The sequence below is a fragment of the Sphaerisporangium sp. NPDC051011 genome, from assembly GCF_040653595.1.
GTDB lineage: Bacteria > Actinomycetota > Actinomycetes > Streptosporangiales > Streptosporangiaceae > Sphaerisporangium.
Window position 1 is genome coordinate 68,023 of record NZ_JBFAGG010000006.1, and the last position, 20,095, is coordinate 88,117.

Here is a 20,095-nt window from a genome sequence, read left to right on the forward strand (position 1 = left end):
AAGGAAGATCGGTGGTGTCAGGCCGTAATCAGCCGGTTACACTCGCTGATGTCGCGGCCCGTGCCCAGGTGTCGGCGCAGACCGTCTCCAACGTGCTGCACAGGCCCGACCGGGTCCTGCCGAAGACCCGTAAGAAGGTCGAGGCGGCGATCAAGGAACTGGGTTACCAGCCCAACCGCGCCGCCCGGGCCCTGCGGGCCAACACCTCGCACATCATCGGGTTCCGGATCGAGCCCACCTCCACCGGGGCGGTCGGCTCGATCCACGACCGCTTCCTCCATGCTCTCGCCGAGGCCGCCCGCCCTTCCGGCCATCACATCCAGCTGTTCACCGCCGACGCCGCCGACGCCGAGGCGGCGACCGCGTCGCAACTGTGGCGAGCCGGAGCGGTCGACGCGGTGGTGCTCTACGACATCGTCGCCGACGACCCCCGGCCCGGGCTCCTGCTGGACAAGGATGTCCCCTTCGTCTCCTTCGGCCGGACCCTCCTCCGTCCCACCACCTACTCCTGGGTCGACGTCGACGACGAGAACGGCATCCACCAGGCGGTCGACCACCTCGTCTCCCAAGGGCACCGCAGAATCGGCTACATCGGCTGGCCCGAGCACCTGGCCGTCGGCGTGCGCCGTGCCCGCGGCTGGCACGACGCCATGCGCCTGAACGCACTGCCGACCGACCTCGACGCCCGCGCCGACGACACCATCGCCGCAGGCAGGCAGGCCGCCGCCAGCCTCCTCAGCACCCCCGACCCCCCCACCGCGATCATCGCCGCCACCGACACCATCGCCGTCGGCATCCACCACGAGGCCCTGCACCGAGACCTGCGTCCCGGAAAGGACCTGGCCATCATCGGATTCGACGACACACCCACGGCCTACGCCATGGCCCTCTCCAGCATCGGCCAGCCCGTCGCAGACGTCGCCCGCGCCATCATGAACCTGCTCCTCGAACTCCTCAACGCACCCCAGGCCCCGCCCACTCAGGGCAGGCTCCTCGCCCCCCACCTCATCATCCGCGACTCCAGCAGCCGACCATGCCGGCTCTGAGACCACCCATGCGCGCCCCGGGAGCAGCAGTCACCTGCCGGGTGGTGCCGAAGCGTGCTTCGCATGCTCCGGCACCACCCGACGGCAACCAGCCCGAGGGCAGGGCGACACCAGATTGAGCAGACAAAGCGATGTCCTTATCACCCCTCATTGTCCGACTTTGAATGGCGTGTTACCTTCGCAATAGCAGCTCACTAAAAGGGGTGTTATGTCGGCGAGGTGGGAAGCAGACGCTTCCGCGTCATTCAAGCGACGACTGGGAAAATCAGCCGCCGAGTTGGGCATGACCGACAATAATCCGTCATGTCCAGACCTGTGGGAGCTCGACAATGGCGACATCGCGGTCATAGGAAGAGGCCTGACGGCAGAGTACGCCCACCGTCTCCCCCCGGACGTGAGCATCGGACAGGATGAGGCACTGGTCGTCCTCCCCCGCAAGATGTTGATCGCCGCAAAGGAGGACATCCCCAATGCGTGACCTGCCTCGCTGGTCGACAACCTGTACGTGAAGGCGGCGCCGGCGATCGACCCGCCGTCCACGCCGCATCACGTCGCGGTCCGTCCGTCGCGCGGCGCCGAAAATGTCGGTGCGGACCGCGAGACTTCTCCGCATGGACATCGACGGGTACTGGGCCCTCATCGAAGGCGCCCGCGCGCGCACAGAGGATCTCGACGAGCGTGCCGAGTGGCTGGTCGAGCAACTCGCCCGGCGCACCCCAGCGGAGATCATTGAGTTCGAACTGCGCCACGCGGAGGTGAGGAAGGCCGCCGACACCTGGCCGATGTGGGGCGCCGCCATGCTCCTCAACGATGGCTGGTGCTCCGACGACGTCTTCTGGTACTTCCAGGCGTGGGTGATCGGCCTCGGTCGGCAGGTGTACGAGCGAGCCACCGCCGACCCCGAAACTCTCCTCGACGCGCCCGAGGTCCGGCGCCTGGCGTCCGGCGGCGACGATGCCGAGCCGCCCGAATGGGAGATTCTCGACTACGCGGCCAACTACGCATATGAGCGGGTGACAGGTGAGGAGCATGGCCTCTGGCGTGCTCTGGACGAGCGCGGCATCAACCTTCCGACCAGCCCCGCACCCGCCGACGACGGCATCGAGGGAGGCCAGGCCGAGCACGCCCGCCACCTTCCCCGGCTCTGCGCGGCCTTCCCCTTAGCCGCCCCCGCGTGAAGCGTCCAGTCGGTGAACGACTTCCGCCGCCGGGGCCGCACATGGCATGTCCCTGGCCTCACGCTGGCGATCAGTGGGCCACGTCGACGGACGTGGGAATGCTCCACGGTCCGCAGTCGGAGCCGAAGGTGCCCCGGTCGCAGCCCTGGACGATGAAGGCGAACCTGTTGACCTCGTGGCCGTTGGTCGTCGAGCAGGTGCCCCCGCCGCAGTACGGCGACATGATGTACTGGCCGCTCCACGGCGTCAGCCGTCCGGTCTTGACCTGGGTGGCGGCGCCGCCGTCCTTGCTCCAGCGGACGTTGAAGAAGTCCCAGTCACGGCCCAGGCCGCTCCACTTGAAGACGATGTCGTTGCCCTTCTGGTAGACGCGCACCAGGGTGCCGTTGCCTAGCGCGGGCGACCAGACGATCTTGCCGTTCTGGAAGCGCTGCCAGGACCCCCTCTTGTCCGGGTAGCCGAACTCCTTGGTGGTCGGGCAGCCGTACACGCTGGTCTGGCCGCCGATCGAGCGCCAATAGTCGCCGATGAGGCTGCCCCGCGGCGCCACCAGGGCGGCGTTGCACGGGGCGCCGGCGGCCGAGGCCTGCGCGGCGGCGGGAACGGCGACGGCGGCGGTCGTCACGACGACCGCGGCGAGGCCGAGCAGGGAGCGGGAGACGCGGTTCATCGGGCCGGTCCTTTCGGGAGAGGTTCGCTGCCGTGACTCATGTGTACGTCGACCCGCTTGCACACCGGTTTCGATGCCTTGACGCCGGCTGAACGGTGGCCTGCGCGCGGCGGACGGGGCCCGCGGGGAAGGCGACCTTGCCCCGCGGACCCACTCAATAGGCCCGCCCAATAGGCCGCTCAGCAGGGCCGCTCGCCCGCTCGCTCGGCTCGCTCAGCGGAGGAACGACTCCACGGCGTCGGCCGCGCGGCCGACGCCGCCGTGTGCTCGTACCGTCGCGCGGATCTCGGCCAGCCTGGTGGCGACCTCGGCCGACCCCGCGACCGCTTCGACCGCCGCGCGCAGCGTCGCGGCGATGACCTCGCCGGCGGGCAGGTGCCTGCCGGCGCCGAGTTCCTCCAGGATCGCGGCGTTGCCGAACTGGTCCACGGCCTGAGGGATCGCCACGGTCGGCACCCCGAACCACAGCGCCTCCGTGCAGCCGCCCATCCCCGCGTGGGTGACGAACGCCGAGGAGGCGGCGAGCACGGCGAGCTGCGGCACGGTGCGGTGCACCTCGAACCCCGGCGGGATCGTCCCGAGCTCCGCCAGGTCGATGTGCGCGCCCACGGCCATCACCACGTGCCAGTCCGAACCCGCGAAGGCGTCGAGACAGGCCCGATAGATGGTGAGCTGGTCGGTATAGGCGGTGCCGAACGACACGAGCAGCACCCGCCGGCCGTTCTCCGGCGGCGTCCAGCTCGTGTCCGCCAGGCGCGCGGGGTCGAGGCACGGCCCCACGAACCGCACGTTCGGCGACACCCGCCCGGCGTTGGGCTGCATCGCCTGCGGGATGAGGGACAGGACGTGCTCGGGGCGCGCCAGCCAGTCCCAGGCGTCCCGCTCGATGCCGTTCTCGCGCAGCCACGCCGTGTACGCCGCATGGTAGCTCCTGCCCGGCTCGGACGTCCGGATCGCGTGCAGGGTCTCGGCCATGTCCTCCTCGTAGCCGTCCCAGGCCACGAGCGTCGGCGAGAGCTGCACGGCCGGGATGCCGTACCGCACGCCCAGCACGGGTGCGGGCAGCCCGCCGATGTCGTACAGCAGCAGGCCGGGCCGGTCGCCGTCGTAGCGGTCGATGAGGCGCGGCAGCACCGCGATGGCCTCGTCGAGGAAGACCCGCATGGCCGTGGCGGGGTCGTCCGGCCAGCTCCGGTCGCCGAGCGGCAGCAGCGACGGGTGGGAGACGATCTCGGCGCCGGTGGGCTCGACCAGCCCGGCCAAGGGCTCCCCGACCGCGTAGCTCACGCGGTGGCCGCGGGCCACGAGTTCCTTGATGAGGGCCAGTGAGGGGTAGATGTGACTCGGCGCCGTGCAGCCGATCATGGCGATGTGTTCGCGCGTACGCATGATGTCCTCGTCGGATTCTCGAGATTTCACAAGAAGGCGTTCCGACGGCGCGCAGGAGTTGCCCCGCGAGAGGGAATGACTCAGAAGGGGCCGCCCGGCGGCGGGCAGGCCCGGCAGTCGCGCCGCCTCAGGCGGCGCGCATCCGAATCGAGTCGATCACGCCTCGGATCCTAGCCCATCTCGCCGGCGATCCGCGGGGCCCGCGACGCGCCGGCCCGGCCGCCGAGATCGGCGGCGTCCGTCCACGCCGCACACGTCGCGGTCCGTCCGTCGCACGGCGCCGAAAATGTCGGTGCGGACCGCGAGACTTCTCCGCATGGACATCGACGGGTACTGGGCCCTCATCGAAGGCGCCCGTGCGCACACAGAAGATCTCGACGAGCGTGCCGAGTGGCTGGTCGAGCAACTCGCCCGGCGCACCCCGGCGCAGATCATCGAGTTCGAACTGCGTCACGCGGAGGTGAGGAAGGCCGCCGACACCTGGCCGATGTGGGGCGCCGCCATGCTCCTCAACGATGGCTGGTGCTCCGACGACGTCTTCTGGTACTTCCAGGCCTGGGTGATCGGCCTCGGCCAGCAGGTGTACGAGCGAGCCACCGCCGCTCCCGACACCCTCCTCGACGCGCCCGAGGTCCGGCACCTGGCGTCCGGCTGCGACGATGCCGAGCCGCCCGAATGGGAGATCCTCGACTACGTGGCCAACGACGCGTACGAACGGGTGACAGGTGAGGAGTATGGCCTCTGGCGTGTTCTGGAGGAGCGCGGCATCGACCTTCCGCGCAACCCCGCACCCGCCGACGACGGAATCGAGGGAGGCCAGGCTGAGCACGCGCGCTACCTTCCCCGGCTCTGCGCGGCCTTCCCCTTCGCCGCCCCCGCGTGAAGCGTCCGGTCGATGACCAACTTCCACGGCCAGGGCCGCACATGGCATGTCCGCCCGTGCCGAGTAGCCACAACGGGGAGGTCGCCGTGTTTCGTCGTGGGGCATGGCCGTACGTCCAGGATGGGCTCGCTGATCCTCGTGACGGGGCCGAACGCGGGCGCGGTGGTGACGCCGCGGTGGATGATGGCCTGGTGCTGAACTACGACCTCGAAGCGCCCACGTACGACCGCACGCGCGGTGGTGACGCCCGGGCGGCGAGCGCCGCCGAGGCTGTGGGGAGCCTGCTGCCTCCCGGCGTCGAGTCATTGGCCGATCTGGCCTGCGGCACCGGCATCGTGACGGCCCGGTTCCCGGCGCGCCGGGTCGTCGGCGTCGACCTCTCCCCTGGCATGGCCCGCATCGCGTCCGGCCGCCTGCCCGGCCGCGTCACCGTCGCCGACGTCACGCGCGTCCCCCTGGCCGACGCGTCCGTGGACGCCGTGGTGATGATCTGGCTGCTCCACCTGCTGGACGAGACGGCGTCCACGGCGGCGCTCTCGGAGGCGGCCCGCGTCCTACGCCCCGGCGGCGCCCTGATCACCACGGTGGACAAGGACGCCGCGTACTTCGCCACCCCCTGCGACACCGCCGACCTCATCGTCCCGGTACGCGCCCGCAACCCGGCCCCTCGGTCCGACGCCGCCTCCCGGGTGACCGGCCTGGTCGCGGCCCTGAACCTGGAGCCGGCCGGTGAGACCACATTCCCGGGCAACGGCCAGGGCCTCTCCCCCCGGGCCTGGGCAGCCTCCCTGCTCGCCCGCCGCCCCGCCTGGACGAAGGCCGCCGACGCCGGCACGCTGACGGAGCTGTGCGACCGCCTCCGGACCCTGCCCGACCAGGAGACGCCCCGGCCGGACCCGGTGTACCGGCTGGTCAGGTTCACGAAGACGGCGAACCGGACGGTCTGAGATCGGAGACACCCGGTCCGAGGTACAACTTGTCGCGTTCCCGGTGACCCACCGGGCCGAGGTCAGGCCAAGGGAGTGCCGAGGATGAGGGCCGCTCCCCTCTCGCCGATCATCATGGAGGGGGCCTGCGTGTTGCCGCTGATGATGTTCGGCATGATCGAGGAATCGACGACGCGGAGACCGGCGAGGCCGTGGACGCGGAGTTCGGGGTCCACGACGGCGAGGTCGTCGACGCCCATCTTGCACGTCCCCACCGGGTGGTAGTCGGTCTTGGCCCACCTGCGGATGTAGGCCCGGATCTCCTCGTCGGTCTCGACGGACGAGCCGGGGAGCTTCTCGTCCTTGAGGAGGCCGTCGAAGGCCGGAGCGGCGAAGACCTCGCGCATCCGGTGGAAGCCTTCCACGGCCACGTCCCGGTCGTACGGGTCGGCGAGGTAGTTCGGGTCGACGGCCGGGAGGACCGAGGGGTCCTTGGACACGAGGGTGACCGAGCCCCGGCTGCGGGGGCGGACGTTGCAGGCCAGCAGGGTCACACCGTGGCCGGGAATCCGTTCCGCCGAGTGCGAGCCGTCCTTCCAGACGACGTAGGCGGGCAGGAAGTGCAGTTGGATGTCCGGGGAGACCACGTCGGCGGCGCTGCTGACGAAGGCGCCCACCTCGGTGATCGTCGCGGTGGCCGGGCCGGTCCGGTACAGGCCGTACTGGATCACGTGCCGCAGCGCCCGGTCCCAGCGGTCCTGGCCGCTGTAGCTGACCGGCTGGGCGCACTCGCGGGTGATGTACACCTCAAGCTGGTCGTGCAGGTTCTTGCCGACCCCGGGAAGATCGTGGACGACGTTGACACCGACGGCGCGCAGTTCGTCGGCCGGGCCGATGCCCGACCGCAGCAGCAGCCACGGCGAGTTGATCGCGCCGGCGCTCAGAACGACCTCGGCGTCGGCGTACACCGTCTCCCGCCGGCCTTTGCGCTCGTAGGTCAGCCCGATGGCGCGGCCGTTCTCGACGATCAGGCGGCCGACCTGGGCGTGGGTGAGGACGGTGAGGTTCGGCCGGTCCAGGACGGGGCGCAGGAACGCCGACGACGCGCTCTCCCGCCGCGCCCTACGCTGGGTCACCTGGTGGTAGAACACCCCGTCCTGGCGTTCCCCGTTGGGGTCGGCGGTGTAGAGGATGCCGGTCTCCTGGGCCGCCCGCAGGAACGCCGCGGACATGGGGTTGTGCTGGACCTGATCGCTGACGTGCAGTTCGCCGCCGGTTCCGTGGTAGGCGTCGGCGAGCCGCTCGTTGTCCTCGTGCGCCCGGAAATACGGCAGGACGTCGTCGTACCCCCAGCCCTTGTTGCCGAGGTCGCGCCACGCGTCGTAGTCCGCCCGGTTGCCCCGGACGTACAGCATCGCGTTGATCGAGGTGCTGCCGCCCAGGACCCGGCCCTGCGGCAGGAAGATCCGCCTGTTGTCGAGGTGCCTCTGCGGAACGGTGTCGAACATCCAGTTGACCTTCGTCCCCATCAGCTTGGAGAAGCCCGCGGGGATGCGCAGGAGAGGCGACCGGTCGCCGCCACCGGCCTCCAGCAGGAGGACACGCGCGCTCGGGTCGGCGCTGAGCCGGTTGGCCAGGACACAGCCGGCCGCGCCTGCTCCCACGATGACATAGGTGTAGGTGGTGCGTGACATGGTGCGTGGTCCTCTCAGGACTCGAACCCGGCGACCGCGAGGAAGGAGCGCATCCGGCGCACCGCGAGCGGCGGGTCGGCCAGCGCGCCCGCCCGGTCGGCGAGGGCGAACAGCGTGCTCAGGTGGGGAACCGACCGGAACGTCTGGGCGCCACCGACCATGTGGAAGTGATCCTGGTGGCCGTTCAGCCAGGCCAGGAACACCACGCCGGTCTTGTACGCCGACGTCGGGGCGGCGAACAGGTGCCGGGCGAGCGGCACGGTGGGTTCCAGCAGCGCCGTGTATCCGGCCTCGTCCCCGGCGTCGAGCCGGGCGAGCGCCGCCCGCGCCGGTGCGGCTATCGCGTCGAACACGCCGAGGAGCGCGCCGCTGTGGCCGTGCTCGTCCCCCCGGATCAGCTCGGTGTAGTGGAAGTCGTCGCCGGTGAGCATGGACACCCCGGGCGGGAAACGCCGCCGGAGCGCGACCTCGCGTGCCGCGTCGAGCAGAGAGATCTTGATTCCCGTGATCCGATCGGCGTGCTCGGCGATGATGCCGAGCATGGTCTCGGCGGCCCGGTCGAGATCGGCGTCGCCCCAGTAGGTCCTCATGGCGGGGTCGAACGCCTCGCCGAGCCAGTGCAGCAGCACCGGCCCGTCGACCTGCCTCAGGACGGCTCCGTACACCTCGCGGTAGTCGTCGGCGTCCCGCGCGGTGGCGGCGAGCTGACGGCTTCCCATGATCACCGGAGTGCCGCCGGACTGCCGGATCCAGCCCGCCTGCTCGACGTAGGCGTCGGCGAGGTCGTTGAGCGTCCAGCGATGGCCCAGAGCGAGTTGGCCCGGGTCGAGCTGGTCGGTCATCGCGCCGCACACGAGCGCGCCGCCGACGGTGCGCGCCTCGGCGCCGGACCGGGCGATCAGTTCGCGGGCCGCGGGCCAGTCGAGGCCGCCGCCGCGCTGCGCGGTGTCCATGGCGTCGGCGACGCCCAGCCCGAGGGACCACAGGTGCCGCCGGAACGCCAGGGTGGCGTCCCAGTCGAGGCCCTGCGGGTCCGCCAGCGGATCGGCCACGACGTGGGCCGCGGCGTACGCGGTGCGGGTCACGGGGGCGCCCGCGGTGAGGTCGTGGACCGGGGAACGTTCGGCCAGGACGTGGGTGCGCGTCCCGCCGCCGGCGGCCGGGAGCACGATGCGCAGGCGGTTCACGGTGCCACCGGCACGGCGGCGTCCCGGCCGCGCCAGCCGGCGCCCAGCGGACGGTCCTCGAAGATCGCCGCGTCCATGACGCGCAGGGAGCCGGACACCGACACCCGGTCGCCGAGCAGGTCCAGGACGTCCTTCCGCGGATCCACGCCCGGCGCGACCTCGATCAGCACCAGCCCGTCCGGGCCGAGCTCGAAGACGGCCCGTTCAGTGACGTAAAGGACGCGCTGGCCCCGGCGTCGGGCCTCGGCGGCGCTGAACGTCACCTGCTCGACCTTCTTGACGAACTTGCGGTGCCTGCCCTCCGCGCGGAGTTCGAGCCGCCCCTCCCCGGGCACGGCCTGAAGGCCGCCCGCGGTGAAGGTGCCGCAGAACACGACGGTGGAGGCGTTCTGGGAGATGTTCACGAAACCGCCGGTGCCGATGATCCTGCCGCCGAACTTGGACACGTTGACGTTGCCGTCCTGGTCGACCTCGGCGAATCCGAGGAAGCAGATATCCAGCCCGCCTCCGTCGTAGAAGTCGAACTGCGAGGGCTGTTCCAGGATCGCGACGGGGTTGGTGGCGACGCCGAAGATGACTCCCCGGGCCGGGACGCCCCCGACGAGTCCCTGTTCGATGGTCAGGGTGAAGTGGTCGACCCAGCCCTCCTCGGCGGCGACGGCCGCGACCCCGTCGGCGATCCCGACACCGAGGTTGACGACGTCGCCGTCCACGATCTCGCGCAGCGCCCGCCGTGCGACGACCTTGCGCTGGTCGAGCGGGAAGGGCGGCAGGGACGACAGGGCGGCCTTCGCCGCGCCGGCGAACGCCGGGTTGTACTCATGGGTCACCACCTGCTTCTGCGCCGGATTGACGACCACGACGTCCACGCACAGTCCGGGTACGACGACGTCGCGCGGGTCGAGCGACCCCCGCTGGGCGGCGTACTTCACCTGGGCGATGACCACGCCCCCGCAGTTGCGCGTGGCCTGGGCGATGGCGAGCATTTCCAGGCGGGCGGCCTCCTGCTCGCAGGTGATGTTGCCGTCCTCGTCGGCCGTGGTGCCGCGGATGAAGCAGACGTCGATCGCCAGGGACGGGTAGAACAGCCATTCCCGCCCGTGCAGGCTCACGACCTGGACGAGTTCCTCGGTGGTGCGGTCGTTCAGCCTGCCGCCCTCCAGCCGGGGGTCGCAGAAGGTGCCGATGCCGACATGGGTGAGGACTCCGGGGCGACCGGCCGCGATGTCGCGGAACAGTTGGCTCATCACGCCCTGGGGGAAGTTGTACGCCTCGAACTCCCCGGCGGCGGCCATGGCGCTCGTCGCCGGCGCCATGCCCCAGTTGCCGGCGATGATCCGGCGGGCCAGGCCGCGGTGAGCGAGGTGGTCCATGCCGCCGCCCTCGCGGTCGCCGATGCCGGTGGTGTGCACGAGGGTCAGCCCGGCCGGGGATCCCTCGGTGCGAAACCGGTTTCCCAAGGCTTTCAGCAGAGCGTCGGGTTCGAGCAGGCCACCACCCGAACCCCCGATCGCCACGGTGTCGCCGCCGTCGATCAGCGCGACGGCCTCCCGCGCGGTGAGGAACTCCGGCCGTCCACGGCGGGTCCTGGTCAGGGTTGCCATCAGGCCATCACTCCCCCGCCGTTGAGGTGCAGCACCTGACCCTGGTAGAGCGCGGCGTCGTCGGAGGCGAGGAACGCCACGGTCGGCGCGATCTCCTCGGGCGTCGCCAGCCGTCCGATGACGAGGTCGCCGGTGCGTTCGCGCTTCCACTCCTCGGTCGCCCACGGTGCGATGAACGGGGTGTCCACCGGTCCGGGGGCTATCGCGTTGACCCGGATCGCGGGGCCGACCTCGCGGGCCAGCGCCCGGGTCAGCCCGGCCACCCCCGCCTTGGCCGCGCAGTAGGCGACGTAGTCGCGCGCGCCCTTGAACGCGAGCTGGGACGACACGTTGACGATGGCCCCGGCGCCGCGTTCGAGCATGGAGCCGAGGACGTGACGGCAGCACAGGAAGACACCGTCGAGGTCCACGGCGAGGGTCCTGCGCCACTCGTCGAGGGAGAGCTCGGCCAGTCGTCCGGGCGCCATGAACCCGGCGTTGTTCACCAGGACGTCGACCGGCCCCACCGCGGAGCCGATCTCGTCGACCATCGCGGCGACCGCGTCCTCGTCGGTGACGTCGGCCTCGACGGCGTACGCGGCCGTCCCCGCCTCGCGGAGCCGGGCCACCCGTGCGCCGGCCTCGCCCTTCTGGCCGAGATGGTGGACGACGACCGAGGCTCCGCAGGCCGCGAACACGTCGACGATCGCGGTGCCCAGGCCGCCGAGCGCGCCCGTCACGAGCACGGTCCGGCCGCGCAGCGACGGGTACGTGGTGGTCGTTGGCGACACCTGGTTCATGCGGCGTACCAGTCCTTTCGTCCGGCTCGGTTGATCTGCACGGTCTTGGTCTCGGTGAAGAACTCCATGCCCTCGCGGCCGAACTCGGCGTTGTAGCCGCTGTCACGGCGTCCGCCGAGCGGGATCTCGGGGAACGCGTCGGTGGATCCGTTGATCCACACGGTTCCGGTGCGCAGCCTGAGGGTGAGGTCCATCGCCTCGCGGACGTCGTTGCTCCACACCGAGGCGGCCAGGCCGTACACCGAGGCGTTGGCGCGCGCCACGGCTTCGTCCAGCGAGGAGTACGGCTGCACCACGGTCACCGGGCCGAACAGTTCCTCCCTTGCCGCGGTGGACCGGTCGTCGTCCGTCCACAGCACCGTCGGGTCGAGGAAGGGCCGCGCCCGGGTGCCGCCGGGTTCGGGCCTCCGGCCGCCGGACAACACCCGTACACCCTCCGCGCGGGAGGTCTCGATCGCCGAGAGCACCCCGTCGAAGTGCTGCTGGGAGACCAGCGGCCCCATCTGGGTGGACTCCGACCACGGGTCGCCGAGGACGAGCCGGGCGGCGCGTCCGGCGAGCCGTTCGCCCAGTTCCTCGGCGACGGCCGCGTCGGCGAGGATCCGCGATCCCGCCACGCACACCTGGCCCTGGTTGAAGAACGCGGCGAAGGTCAGGCCCTCCACCACTTCGTCGAGGTCGGCGTGCGCGGTCACCAGGACGGGCGTCTTCCCGCCCGCCTCCAGGGCGACGCGCTTGAGCCGCTGGGAACCGGCGTGCGCGGCGATGTGCCTGCCGGTCGCGGTGGAGCCGGTGAAGCTGACCACGTCGACGTCGCGGTGGGCGACGAGCGCGGCCCCCGCCTGGCCCTCGCCGAGGATGACCGAGACCGCGCCGGGCTCCAGCCCGGCCTCCAGCAGCAGGGAGACAGTGACGAGCGAGGTGAGGGGGGTCAGCGGGCTCGGCTTGACGACCACCGAGCAGCCGGCGGCCAGCGCGGGCGGGAGCTTCTGCCCGAGGATGCCGAGCGGGAAGTTCCACGGCACGATCAGGGCCGCCACCCCGGCGGGCTCGCGTACGGTGAACGCGAACACCGAGTCGCCGATGTCGCGCACCGTCCGGCCGTTGAGGTCGCGGGCGAGGCCGCCGAAGTACTCGAAGGCGTTCGCGGCGGCGGCGACCTCGCCGCGTGCCTCGCGGATCGGCTTGCCCGTCTCCAGTACGAGCAGGTCGGCCAGTTCGGCGGCGTGCTCCTCGATGAGCAGCGCCGTCCGGGCAAGCACCCGGGCGCGGTCACGGCCGGAGGCCCGGCCCCACGTGCCGGTGTCGAACGCGGCGCGGGCCCGCGCCACGGCGGCGTCGACCACCGAGATCGAGTCGCCGCCCGCGCGGAACGCGGGCCGCCCGGTCGCCGGGCTGATCCGGGCCGTGCCCTCTCCCTCGGGAGCGACGGCGACGCCGCCGATCAACGAGCCGAGGACGGGCGGGCCCTCTCCCGAGGAGACGACGGCACGATCCAGCAACGGGGTAAGGCCGCGATGGGCCCTGTGGTCCTCGTGGGGTTCGGCGGTGGTCACGTGACCCTCACTTCGTCGTGGGCTTGCGCTGGAAGAAGGCCTGCTTACGTGCGCGCGAGGCGTCCGACAGGCTGAAGAAGGCGGCGAACGTCGGCTCGGCGGGCACCCGGGTCGCGTATCCGGCCAGGGTGTCCTTCACGACGCGCAGGGCGAGCGGGTCGCAGGCGATCACCGCCTCGACCAGCTCCTCGGCCGCCGTCTCGAGGCGGTCTCCGGTGACGGCCTCGGTGACCAGGCCGATCCGCGCGGCCTCGGCCCCGGAGATCGGCGTCGCGGTCAGGAACAGTCTGCGCGCGTGGGCCAGTCCGACGGTGTCCACCAGCCGGGCGATGCCGCCCCACGCGGTCAGGTTCCCCAGCCGGGCCTCGGGGTAGCCGAGCGCGGCGTCCTCGGTGGTGACCCGGAGGTCACAGGCGAGCGCCAGTTCGAGGCCGCCGCCGAGCGCGCTGCGCTCGATCAGCGCGATGGTCGGAACGTGAAGCGCCGCCAGCCGCGCGAAGGTGGCCGTGCCGAGCCGGGACAGCCGGTCCGCGCGGTCCGGACCGGGGTCGGCCCAGTCGGAGATGTCGGCGCCCGCGCAGAAGAACCCGTTACCGCCGCGCACGACCACACAGCGGACCGCGGGGTCGGTCTCGACCGCGCCGAGAGCGTCGCCCAAGGATTCGAGCATGGCCTGGTCGAGTGAGTTGCGTTTGGCGTACCGGTCCAGGGTCAGCATCGCCCGGCCGCGCCGGTCGACGTCGAGGAGTACGGGCATCAGCGCCGTCCCCGGGCGAGCTGGTCGACCAGCAGCGCGATGATGATCGCCGCGCCGACCGCGACCTGCTGGTAGAACGCCTGGACGTTGAGCGTGGTCAGGCCCGCGGTCAGCGTCGCGATGATGATCGCGCCGAACGCCGCGCCGGACATGCTGCCTTCCCCTCCGGCGAGCTTGGTGCCGCCCATGACGGTGGCGGCGATCGCGGTGAGCAGCAGGTCGGCCCCGAGGGTCGGGTCGGCCGCGCCGAGGCGGGCGACCAGGATGGTCCCCGCCAGCCCGGCCGTCGCGCCGGACAGAACGTACGCGGATGCGGTGAAACGCTTCACGTTGATCCCGGCGAGCCTGGCCACCTCGGCGTTGCCGCCGACGGCCGTCAGGTGCTCGCCGAACACCGTCCGGCGCAGGCACACCGCGGCGACGACGGTGAGCAGCACGAACAGCAGGACCGGGATCGGAATGCCGAGGACGCGGCCGGCGAGCAGGTCCTGGAAGGCGGCCGGGATGTCGTAGACCGCCTGGCCGCCCGCGATGATCAGCGCGAGCCCGGCGTAGATGCTCATCGTCCCGAGCGTGATGATGAACGGCGTGATCTTGGTCATGGTGATGAGAAACCCGTTGGCCAGTCCGGCCAGGGCGCCGACGGCGATGCCTCCGAGGATCGCCACCGGCGCGGGCACCGCGTGCGACAGCAGCCCGCTGACCACCGCGGCCATCGCGACCGTCGAGCCGATGGACAGGTCGATACCCCCGGTGATCAGGACGAAGGTCTGGCCGAGGGCGAGCACGCCGACCACCGACGACTGCAGCAGAACGTTGATCAGATTGCCGCCGTCGAGGAACAACGGCCGGGCCAGCCCGAAGCCGAGCACGAGGACGACGATGACGCCGACCAGTCCGGCCTGACGGGCGACCGCGGCGACGTCGACGCGCGGGCCCGCGGCGGCGAGACCGGGCCCGTTCAGCGACTCCCGATCGAGAGTGGCGTGGTTGCTCATGGTTCTCCTTGGATCCTCAGGTCGCCGCGGCGTGGTGGACGATGGCTTCTTCCGACATGGCTGACCGGTCGAGCTCGGCGACGATGCGCCCGCGGCGCATCACCAGCACGCGGTCGCTCATCCCGAGCACTTCGAGGAGGTCCGAGGAGACCATCACGATGGCCTTGCCTTCGTCGGCCAGTTCCCGCATGAGGGCGTGGATCTCGCCCTTCGCGCCCACGTCGATGCCCCGCGTCGGCTCGTCGAAGATGAAGATGTCGCTGGAGGTCTTCAGCCAGCGGGCCAGGACGACCTTCTGCTGGGTGCCGCCGCTCAGCTTGCCGACCGGGTAGTCGGGGCTGATGTTCGCGTTGAGCCGCTTCAGCAGCGCCCGCGTCTGCTCGCGCTGCTCGCGCCGGTCCAGCATTCCGTGACGGCGCGGCGGCCTGATCAGCATCGCGTTGGACGCCGCGCTCATGTGCAGGACGAGCCCCTGGTGCTTGCGGTCCTCCGGGAGGAAGGCGATCCCCGCCCTGACGGCCTCGGCCGGCGAACCGATGGTGATCCGCTCGCCGCGGATCCACACGGTGCCGCCCGTCGCCCGGTCCGCTCCGATGAGGGCCCGCACCAGTTCGGTGCGTCCCGCGCCGACCATGCCCGCGAGGCCGACGATCTCGCCGCGCCGCACCGACAGCGAGCAGTCGCTGACCCCCGCGGTGCTGGAGAGGCCCTCGACCCGCAGGACTTCCTCGCCCGGGTCGCCCGGATCGCCTCGCACGCCGACCGCGGCGACGTCACGGCCGACCATCAGCTTGACCAGCTCGGACTCGTCGGCGATCTGCCCGCGGGTGCGGGTGCCGACCAGTTCGCCGTCCCGCAGGACGGTGACCCGGTCGGACAGCTCCATGACCTCCGCGAGCCGGTGCGAGACGTAGATGATCGCCCGGCCCTCGGCGCGAAGCCGCCGGAGCAGCTCGAACAGCCGCTCGCTCTCCTGCGTGGTCAGGGACGCGGTCGGCTCGTCCAGGATGATCAGGCGCGCGCCGACGGCCAGCGCCCGGGCTATCTCGACGAGTTGCTGCTGCGCGACGCTGAGCTTGTGCACGGGGACGTCGATCCGGGCGTCGAACCCGAGCCGGGCCAGGGACCGCGCCGCGCGCAGCCGCGCCTCGCCCCGGTCGACGAACCCGGCGCGGGACTTCTCCCGTCCGAGCACGATGTTCTGGACGGCGGTGAACTGCGGGACCAGGCTGAGTTCCTGGTGCACCATCGCGAGCCCCGCGGCGAGCGCGTCGCTCGGCTGGGCGAACTCGCGCCGTTCCCCCTCGAACCACACCTCGCCGCTGTCGGGCCGCTGAACTCCGAACAGCGTCTTGAGCAGCGTCGACTTGCCGGCGCCGTTCTCGCCCAGCAGGGCGTGGATCTCACCGGGGTAGGCGGTCAGGTCGACCTCGTGCAGAGCCCTGACGCTGGGGAAGGACTTGCTCAGCTTCTTGATCTCCAGCACGGGCGGGTCGGTGGTCATCTCATCACCTCGGTAGCGGTGTGGTTCTCGAGGGGGCCGGTCACTTGTAGAGCGTCGTGATGACCTGGCCGGACTCGTCGTAGAACCGGCCGACGTTGTCCTTGGTGATCGTCTGAGCCGGCGCGACCACCCACGGGGCGATCTTCTTGCCCTCCAGCAGGCCGACGGCCGACTCGACCGCCCAGTAGCCCTCGTAATAGGGCAGCGGGCTGACCGTGGCGGCCATCGAACCGCCGCGGACCGCCGAAACGGCCTCCGGCACCCCGTCCGTCCCGATCACGGCGATGTTCTTGCCCGACTCCTTGACCGCCTTGGCCACGCCGATCGCCATCGTGTCGTTGTTGGCGTAGATCCCCTTGAGGTTCGGGTTCTGCTGGATGACCTGCTGCGCGGCCGAGTACGACACGTTCGCGTCCCAGTTGCCCGGCACACTGGCGACCAGCTTGAGGTTCGAGTGCTTGGCGACGCCCTCCTTAAAGCCCTTGATCCGCAGGATCGCGGCGCTGGACCCCGACTGGCCCTCGATCTGGGCGACCTCGCCCCCGCCGGGAGAGAGCTTGGCCAGCTCGTCGGCGGCCTGCGAGCCGTCCAGCTCGTGGTCGGGGCCGACGTAGACGGTCGCCGGGACCCGGGCGTCATCCACGTTGACGATGGGCGCGCCCTGCTGGCGCATCTGGTTGAGCGCCGGAGAGAGGTTGGACGTGCTCTCGGGGGCCACCACGTAGGCGTCGAACTTCTGCCCGATCAGCGTCTGGGCGATCGTGAGCTGCTCCGCCTGGGCCTTCTCGCTGCTCGCCGCCTGGACGGTCACCTCCACGCCGTACTTGGCGGCCGCGGCCTTGGCACCCTTCTCGATGCCCTGCCAGTACTGGTTGGTGAGCGCCTTGAGGATCACGGCGACCCGGTACTTCTTGGCGGGGGTGAACTCACCGAGCGACGAGGCGAGCTTCACGCCGTCAAGCGACTCCACGCCGCCCTGGTCACTGGTGTAGGTGTAGGTCCGGCCGGCGGACTCGCCCGTGGAGTTCGGAGATTCCGTGGAGTTCGCGGGGCTGCAAGCGGTGAGGCCCAGCGCGAGCGCCGAGGACGCAAGCGCGATGACTTTTTGCTTTCTCATGACTCAGCACTTTCTTGGGACTTGCCGTGGGGAAACCGGTTTCTTACGGGCCAGGACCGCTTGAGGCGAACCGGGGGGTGTGTTTTGGATCTTTGAGATGTACTTATGGGTGTCTTTGACTCTACGAACAGCCGCAGGAGCCTCGGACAATGAGCTGGGGAGCCAGGACGTGCCGTTCCGGCGGCTTGCGGGCGCCGCGGCTCTCGCCCGGATGCCGGCCGATGCGCTCGGCGAGCAGGCCCGCCGCGACCGCGCCCACCTGCCGGGCCCTGCTGTCCACGGTCGTCAGGGATACGCCCGGGATCCGGCCCACCCAGATGTCGTCGAAGCCGATCAGGGCGATGTCATCGGGGATCCGGAGGCCCAGCGTGTGGGCGGCCGTCATGAGCCCGAGCGCCAAGGTGTCATTGGCCGCGAAGACCGCGCTCGGGCGGGGCAGGTCGCGTAGCAGGTCGAACGCGGCCTCGGTCGCCTCGGCGAGCTCACTGGTCCTGGCGAGATGGACGGCACTGTCGGCCTCGCGGTAGACGCTGCGGAACCCCTCGAACCGCTGCCGGAACGCCAGGACGTCCAGCGGCCCGCTCAGGAACACCGCCCGGCCGAACCCGTGCCCCCGCAGGTGCTCCGCGGCCATCCGGCCGCCCAGCCGGTTGTCGATCACCACGGTGTCGACGAGCGGCCTGGCCAGCTCGCGGCTGGCGACGATCACGTTGATCCCTGCGTTGACGAGCCTCTGCACGCTCCCGTCTCGCATGGTCGCCGAGGCGACGATCGCCCCGTCCACGCGGCGCTGGATCATCGTGCGTACGACATCGGCCTCCTTGTCGCTGTTCTCCGCGCTGGTGCCGAGCAGCAGGGTGTAGCCCGCCGGATCGATCACTTCCTCGACTCCGGCGACCAGCTCCGGATAGAACGGGTTGGTGATGCTGGCGACGACGACGCCGATGGCGTACGATCGCTGGCTGGACAAGCCCTGGGCCAGCGCGTTGGGATAGTAGTTGAGTTCCTTGATCGCGTTCTCGATCTTCTCCCGCGTCTTCTCCGAGACGTAGTAGTCGGTCGTGCTCAGGAACTTGGACACGGTCGCCTTGGACACGCCGGCGAGCAACGCGACGTCCTTGATGGTCGTCCGTGGCGTGACAGGAAACCGGTTTACCATGCAGATAGGGTGCGCTGGGTCACTCCGCAGGTCAATGTGTTTCCGAAGTGTTTCCGAAATCGAGATTCGGACACCTCCCCGCCACACCCGCCCACCGATCACCCGCCGAGCCGACGAGGCTCCCCGTCACCGGCCGGCGCACCCGGGACCTACGGACTCGACCAGCCGACTACGCGAAGCCACTCTCCCCGACCAGAGACCTCCCGCAGGTTCGAGACTCGTTGTTCACGAAGCGGCCACCGCGAGCAGCACCTTCAGGGTGCGACGGCCACGCGCAGCGAGGCGAGGGTGTGCCCGACCCGAACACGTCCCCTGGATCGACCCGACCCATCCGGCCTGACGAACGGCCCGGTGTCAGCGGCTTCACCGCTCAGAAATCCTCCGCCACGTCGTCAGTTCTGGTAGCCCCTCGCCACCCGCGGAAGGATTGACGACCATGACCGACGTCAGACTGCTAGGCGACGACGAGGCCGCGTTCATCGCGGCGGCCCGCTCAACTGACGCGGCACAGTTCGCGCTCATCACGGAGCGCTACCGGCGTGAGCTGCAGGTGCACTGCTACCGGATGCTCGCGAACTACGAGGACGCCCAGGACATGACGCAGGAGACGTTCCTGCGGGTGTGGAACAAGCGGGAGTCGTTCAAGGGCCACGCTGCGCTGCGGACCTGGCTGTACCGGATCGCGACGAACGCCTGCCTCGACTTCCTGGAGAAGCGCAACGACCGCACACCCGTGCCTGCCGAGCTGCCGGGCGCGGGCTCGGAAGTGCGCTACCTGCAGCCCTACCCGGATCTGATGCTCCCGGAGGACCCGCAGGAATCGGTGGTGGCGCGGGAGACGATCGAGCTGGCGTTCATCGTCGCCGTCCAGCACCTGCCGCCGCGGCAGCGGGCGGTGTTCATCTTGCGCGACGTCCTCGGCTGGCCGGCGTCGAAGGCCGCCAACGCCCTCGAGCTGACCGTCGCATCGGTGACCAGCGCACTGCAGCGGGCGCGCGTGACGATGCGCGAGCAGCTGCCCGACCGCCGCCTCGACTGGCGGAGCCCTGCCACGCACGAGCTGTCGGATGACGAGCGCGGCGTGGTGAAGTCGTATATGGACGCCCATGAGCGCAACGACCTCGACGGGCTGATGGCCCTGCTGCGCGACGACCTGCGCTTCACGATGCTGCCCGAGCCGGGCACCGTGATCATCACGGCCAAGGACGCGGTGGACGGCTGGGTCTCCAATGGGCTCTTCCAGCGCGGCTACGACGACTGGCGCTGCATCGCCACGACGCTCAATCGCATGCCTGCCGCCGTGCTGTACCTCCGCACCCCCGACGACCCGGAATACCGTTTGTTCACCATCGCGGTCCTGCACATCGTCGACGGGAAGATCGCCGAGCTTACCGGATTCGACGCCACCGACAAACCATGGCTGAGCCTGCCCCCGACACTGTCATCAGACAAAGGCCCCATCGTCGACGAGTCCAGCGCACGGGCCGCCGTCACCGAAGTCACCGCCGAATGAGCACCCCGACCAGCTGAACACCAACGCGGCAACGCGAACACCACCGCCCCGCCGGCGTTGCCGGCGGGGCATCTTCATGCCCGAAGATCATCGTCACGATCAACGACGCCGTCGCCCTCATCTCCACTGCTCACT

Annotated in this window: 18 protein-coding genes; 6 read left to right on the top strand and 12 right to left on the bottom strand. The window is 70.6% G+C overall.

The features are described from left to right. Positions 1 to 14: 14 nt before the first annotated feature. The 3 genes from AB0H21_RS15480 to AB0H21_RS15490 all read left to right on the top strand — a co-directional run bounded on the left by AB0H21_RS15480 (position 15) and on the right by AB0H21_RS15490 (position 2,224). Positions 15 to 1,046 carry a LacI family DNA-binding transcriptional regulator gene (locus AB0H21_RS15480; RefSeq protein ID WP_358516660.1) on the top strand — a complete coding sequence of 344 codons (1,032 nt, stop codon included), beginning with the start codon at positions 15 to 17 and terminating at the stop codon, positions 1,044 to 1,046. Between the two features lie 283 nt (positions 1,047 to 1,329). After that, complete coding sequence (locus AB0H21_RS15485) at positions 1,330 to 1,524, top strand: hypothetical protein (RefSeq protein WP_358516661.1); 195 nt, start codon at positions 1,330 to 1,332, stop codon at positions 1,522 to 1,524. A gap of 133 nt (positions 1,525 to 1,657) precedes the next feature. Then, positions 1,658 to 2,224 (top strand): DUF4240 domain-containing protein, encoded by a 567-nt coding sequence (locus AB0H21_RS15490; RefSeq protein ID WP_358516662.1) that lies wholly within the window; start codon positions 1,658 to 1,660, stop codon positions 2,222 to 2,224. A gap of 70 nt (positions 2,225 to 2,294) precedes the next feature. On the opposite strand, the gene AB0H21_RS15495 is transcribed toward AB0H21_RS15490, so the two are convergent. Both AB0H21_RS15495 and AB0H21_RS15500 read right to left on the bottom strand, forming a co-directional pair. Further along, positions 2,295 to 2,894, bottom strand: a complete 600-nt coding sequence (locus tag AB0H21_RS15495; protein WP_358516663.1) for a hypothetical protein — start codon at positions 2,892 to 2,894, stop codon at positions 2,295 to 2,297. Positions 2,895 to 3,107: 213 nt separating this feature from the next. Continuing rightward, entirely contained in the window at positions 3,108 to 4,283 is a 1,176-nt protein-coding gene (locus AB0H21_RS15500; RefSeq protein WP_358516664.1) for a macrolide family glycosyltransferase, read from the bottom strand. A gap of 316 nt (positions 4,284 to 4,599) precedes the next feature. Here AB0H21_RS15500 and AB0H21_RS15505 point away from each other — a divergent pair, with 316 nt between their 5' ends. Further along, the gene (locus AB0H21_RS15505; RefSeq protein ID WP_358516665.1) at positions 4,600 to 5,166 is read left to right on the top strand and encodes a DUF4240 domain-containing protein; all 567 of its coding nucleotides are present in this window, start codon (positions 4,600 to 4,602) and stop codon (positions 5,164 to 5,166) included. 176 nt (positions 5,167 to 5,342) lie between these two features. Continuing rightward, positions 5,343 to 6,113, top strand: a complete 771-nt coding sequence (locus tag AB0H21_RS15510) for a class I SAM-dependent methyltransferase (RefSeq protein WP_358516666.1) — start codon at positions 5,343 to 5,345, stop codon at positions 6,111 to 6,113. Between the two features lie 62 nt (positions 6,114 to 6,175). Here AB0H21_RS15510 and AB0H21_RS15515 read toward each other — a convergent pair whose 3' ends face one another. The 10 genes from AB0H21_RS15515 to AB0H21_RS15560 all read right to left on the bottom strand — a co-directional run bounded on the left by AB0H21_RS15515 (position 6,176) and on the right by AB0H21_RS15560 (position 18,447). After that, positions 6,176 to 7,786: a GMC family oxidoreductase N-terminal domain-containing protein gene (locus AB0H21_RS15515; RefSeq protein ID WP_358516667.1), complete on the bottom strand. Its 1,611-nt coding sequence runs from the start codon at positions 7,784 to 7,786 to the stop codon at positions 6,176 to 6,178. Positions 7,787 to 7,800: 14 nt separating this feature from the next. Continuing rightward, positions 7,801 to 8,973, bottom strand: coding sequence for a dihydrodipicolinate synthase family protein (locus AB0H21_RS15520; RefSeq protein ID WP_358516669.1), 1,173 nt, complete (start codon positions 8,971 to 8,973; stop codon positions 7,801 to 7,803). Continuing rightward, positions 8,970 to 10,577 carry a CoA-transferase gene (locus AB0H21_RS15525; RefSeq protein ID WP_358516670.1) on the bottom strand — a complete coding sequence of 536 codons (1,608 nt, stop codon included), beginning with the start codon at positions 10,575 to 10,577 and terminating at the stop codon, positions 8,970 to 8,972. Before AB0H21_RS15525 ends, AB0H21_RS15520 begins: the two co-directional genes overlap by 4 nt. Then, positions 10,577 to 11,356: an SDR family oxidoreductase gene (locus AB0H21_RS15530; protein ID WP_358516672.1), complete on the bottom strand. Its 780-nt coding sequence runs from the start codon at positions 11,354 to 11,356 to the stop codon at positions 10,577 to 10,579. The genes AB0H21_RS15525 and AB0H21_RS15530 overlap by 1 nt, the downstream gene beginning before the upstream one ends. Continuing rightward, positions 11,353 to 12,912 (bottom strand): aldehyde dehydrogenase family protein, encoded by a 1,560-nt coding sequence (locus AB0H21_RS15535; RefSeq protein WP_358516674.1) that lies wholly within the window; start codon positions 12,910 to 12,912, stop codon positions 11,353 to 11,355. The genes AB0H21_RS15530 and AB0H21_RS15535 overlap by 4 nt, the downstream gene beginning before the upstream one ends. Positions 12,913 to 12,919: 7 nt before the next feature. Continuing rightward, positions 12,920 to 13,669 (bottom strand): enoyl-CoA hydratase/isomerase family protein, encoded by a 750-nt coding sequence (locus AB0H21_RS15540; RefSeq protein WP_358516676.1) that lies wholly within the window; start codon positions 13,667 to 13,669, stop codon positions 12,920 to 12,922. Continuing rightward, positions 13,669 to 14,667, bottom strand: coding sequence for an ABC transporter permease (locus tag AB0H21_RS15545; RefSeq protein ID WP_358516678.1), 999 nt, complete (start codon positions 14,665 to 14,667; stop codon positions 13,669 to 13,671). The genes AB0H21_RS15540 and AB0H21_RS15545 overlap by 1 nt, the downstream gene beginning before the upstream one ends. Before the next feature lie 16 nt (positions 14,668 to 14,683). Then, entirely contained in the window at positions 14,684 to 16,171 is a 1,488-nt protein-coding gene (locus tag AB0H21_RS15550) for a sugar ABC transporter ATP-binding protein (protein WP_358516680.1), read from the bottom strand. Between the two features lie 40 nt (positions 16,172 to 16,211). Continuing rightward, positions 16,212 to 17,288 carry a substrate-binding domain-containing protein gene (locus tag AB0H21_RS15555; protein ID WP_358516681.1) on the bottom strand — a complete coding sequence of 359 codons (1,077 nt, stop codon included), beginning with the start codon at positions 17,286 to 17,288 and terminating at the stop codon, positions 16,212 to 16,214. A gap of 121 nt (positions 17,289 to 17,409) precedes the next feature. Further along, complete coding sequence (locus tag AB0H21_RS15560; protein ID WP_358516683.1) at positions 17,410 to 18,447, bottom strand: LacI family DNA-binding transcriptional regulator; 1,038 nt, start codon at positions 18,445 to 18,447, stop codon at positions 17,410 to 17,412. Positions 18,448 to 18,883: 436 nt separating this feature from the next. Between AB0H21_RS15560 and AB0H21_RS15565 the strand changes: the two genes are divergently transcribed. Continuing rightward, positions 18,884 to 19,960, top strand: coding sequence for an RNA polymerase subunit sigma-70 (locus AB0H21_RS15565; protein ID WP_358516685.1), 1,077 nt, complete (start codon positions 18,884 to 18,886; stop codon positions 19,958 to 19,960). Positions 19,961 to 20,095: the final 135 nt, after the last annotated feature.

What these genes read in the sequence shown, in the direction of transcription:
- AB0H21_RS15485 (WP_358516661.1), top strand. Translation starts at nt 1,330, where the DNA reads ATGACCGACAATAATCCGTCATGTCCAGACCTGTGGGAGCTCGACAAT.
- AB0H21_RS15490 (WP_358516662.1), top strand. Translation starts at nt 1,658, where the DNA reads ATGGACATCGACGGGTACTGGGCCCTCATCGAAGGCGCCCGCGCGCGC.
- AB0H21_RS15495 (WP_358516663.1), bottom strand. Translation starts at nt 2,894, where the DNA reads ATGAACCGCGTCTCCCGCTCCCTGCTCGGCCTCGCCGCGGTCGTCGTG.
- AB0H21_RS15500 (WP_358516664.1), bottom strand. Translation starts at nt 4,283, where the DNA reads ATGCGTACGCGCGAACACATCGCCATGATCGGCTGCACGGCGCCGAGT.
- AB0H21_RS15505 (WP_358516665.1), top strand. Translation starts at nt 4,600, where the DNA reads ATGGACATCGACGGGTACTGGGCCCTCATCGAAGGCGCCCGTGCGCAC.
- AB0H21_RS15515 (WP_358516667.1), bottom strand. Translation starts at nt 7,786, where the DNA reads ATGTCACGCACCACCTACACCTATGTCATCGTGGGAGCAGGCGCGGCC.
- AB0H21_RS15525 (WP_358516670.1), bottom strand. Translation starts at nt 10,577, where the DNA reads ATGGCAACCCTGACCAGGACCCGCCGTGGACGGCCGGAGTTCCTCACC.
- AB0H21_RS15530 (WP_358516672.1), bottom strand. Translation starts at nt 11,356, where the DNA reads ATGAACCAGGTGTCGCCAACGACCACCACGTACCCGTCGCTGCGCGGC.
- AB0H21_RS15540 (WP_358516676.1), bottom strand. Translation starts at nt 13,669, where the DNA reads ATGCCCGTACTCCTCGACGTCGACCGGCGCGGCCGGGCGATGCTGACC.
- AB0H21_RS15545 (WP_358516678.1), bottom strand. Translation starts at nt 14,667, where the DNA reads ATGAGCAACCACGCCACTCTCGATCGGGAGTCGCTGAACGGGCCCGGT.
- AB0H21_RS15550 (WP_358516680.1), bottom strand. Translation starts at nt 16,171, where the DNA reads ATGACCACCGACCCGCCCGTGCTGGAGATCAAGAAGCTGAGCAAGTCC.
- AB0H21_RS15555 (WP_358516681.1), bottom strand. Translation starts at nt 17,288, where the DNA reads ATGAGAAAGCAAAAAGTCATCGCGCTTGCGTCCTCGGCGCTCGCGCTG.
- AB0H21_RS15560 (WP_358516683.1), bottom strand. Translation starts at nt 18,447, where the DNA reads ATGGTAAACCGGTTTCCTGTCACGCCACGGACGACCATCAAGGACGTC.
- AB0H21_RS15565 (WP_358516685.1), top strand. Translation starts at nt 18,884, where the DNA reads ATGACCGACGTCAGACTGCTAGGCGACGACGAGGCCGCGTTCATCGCG.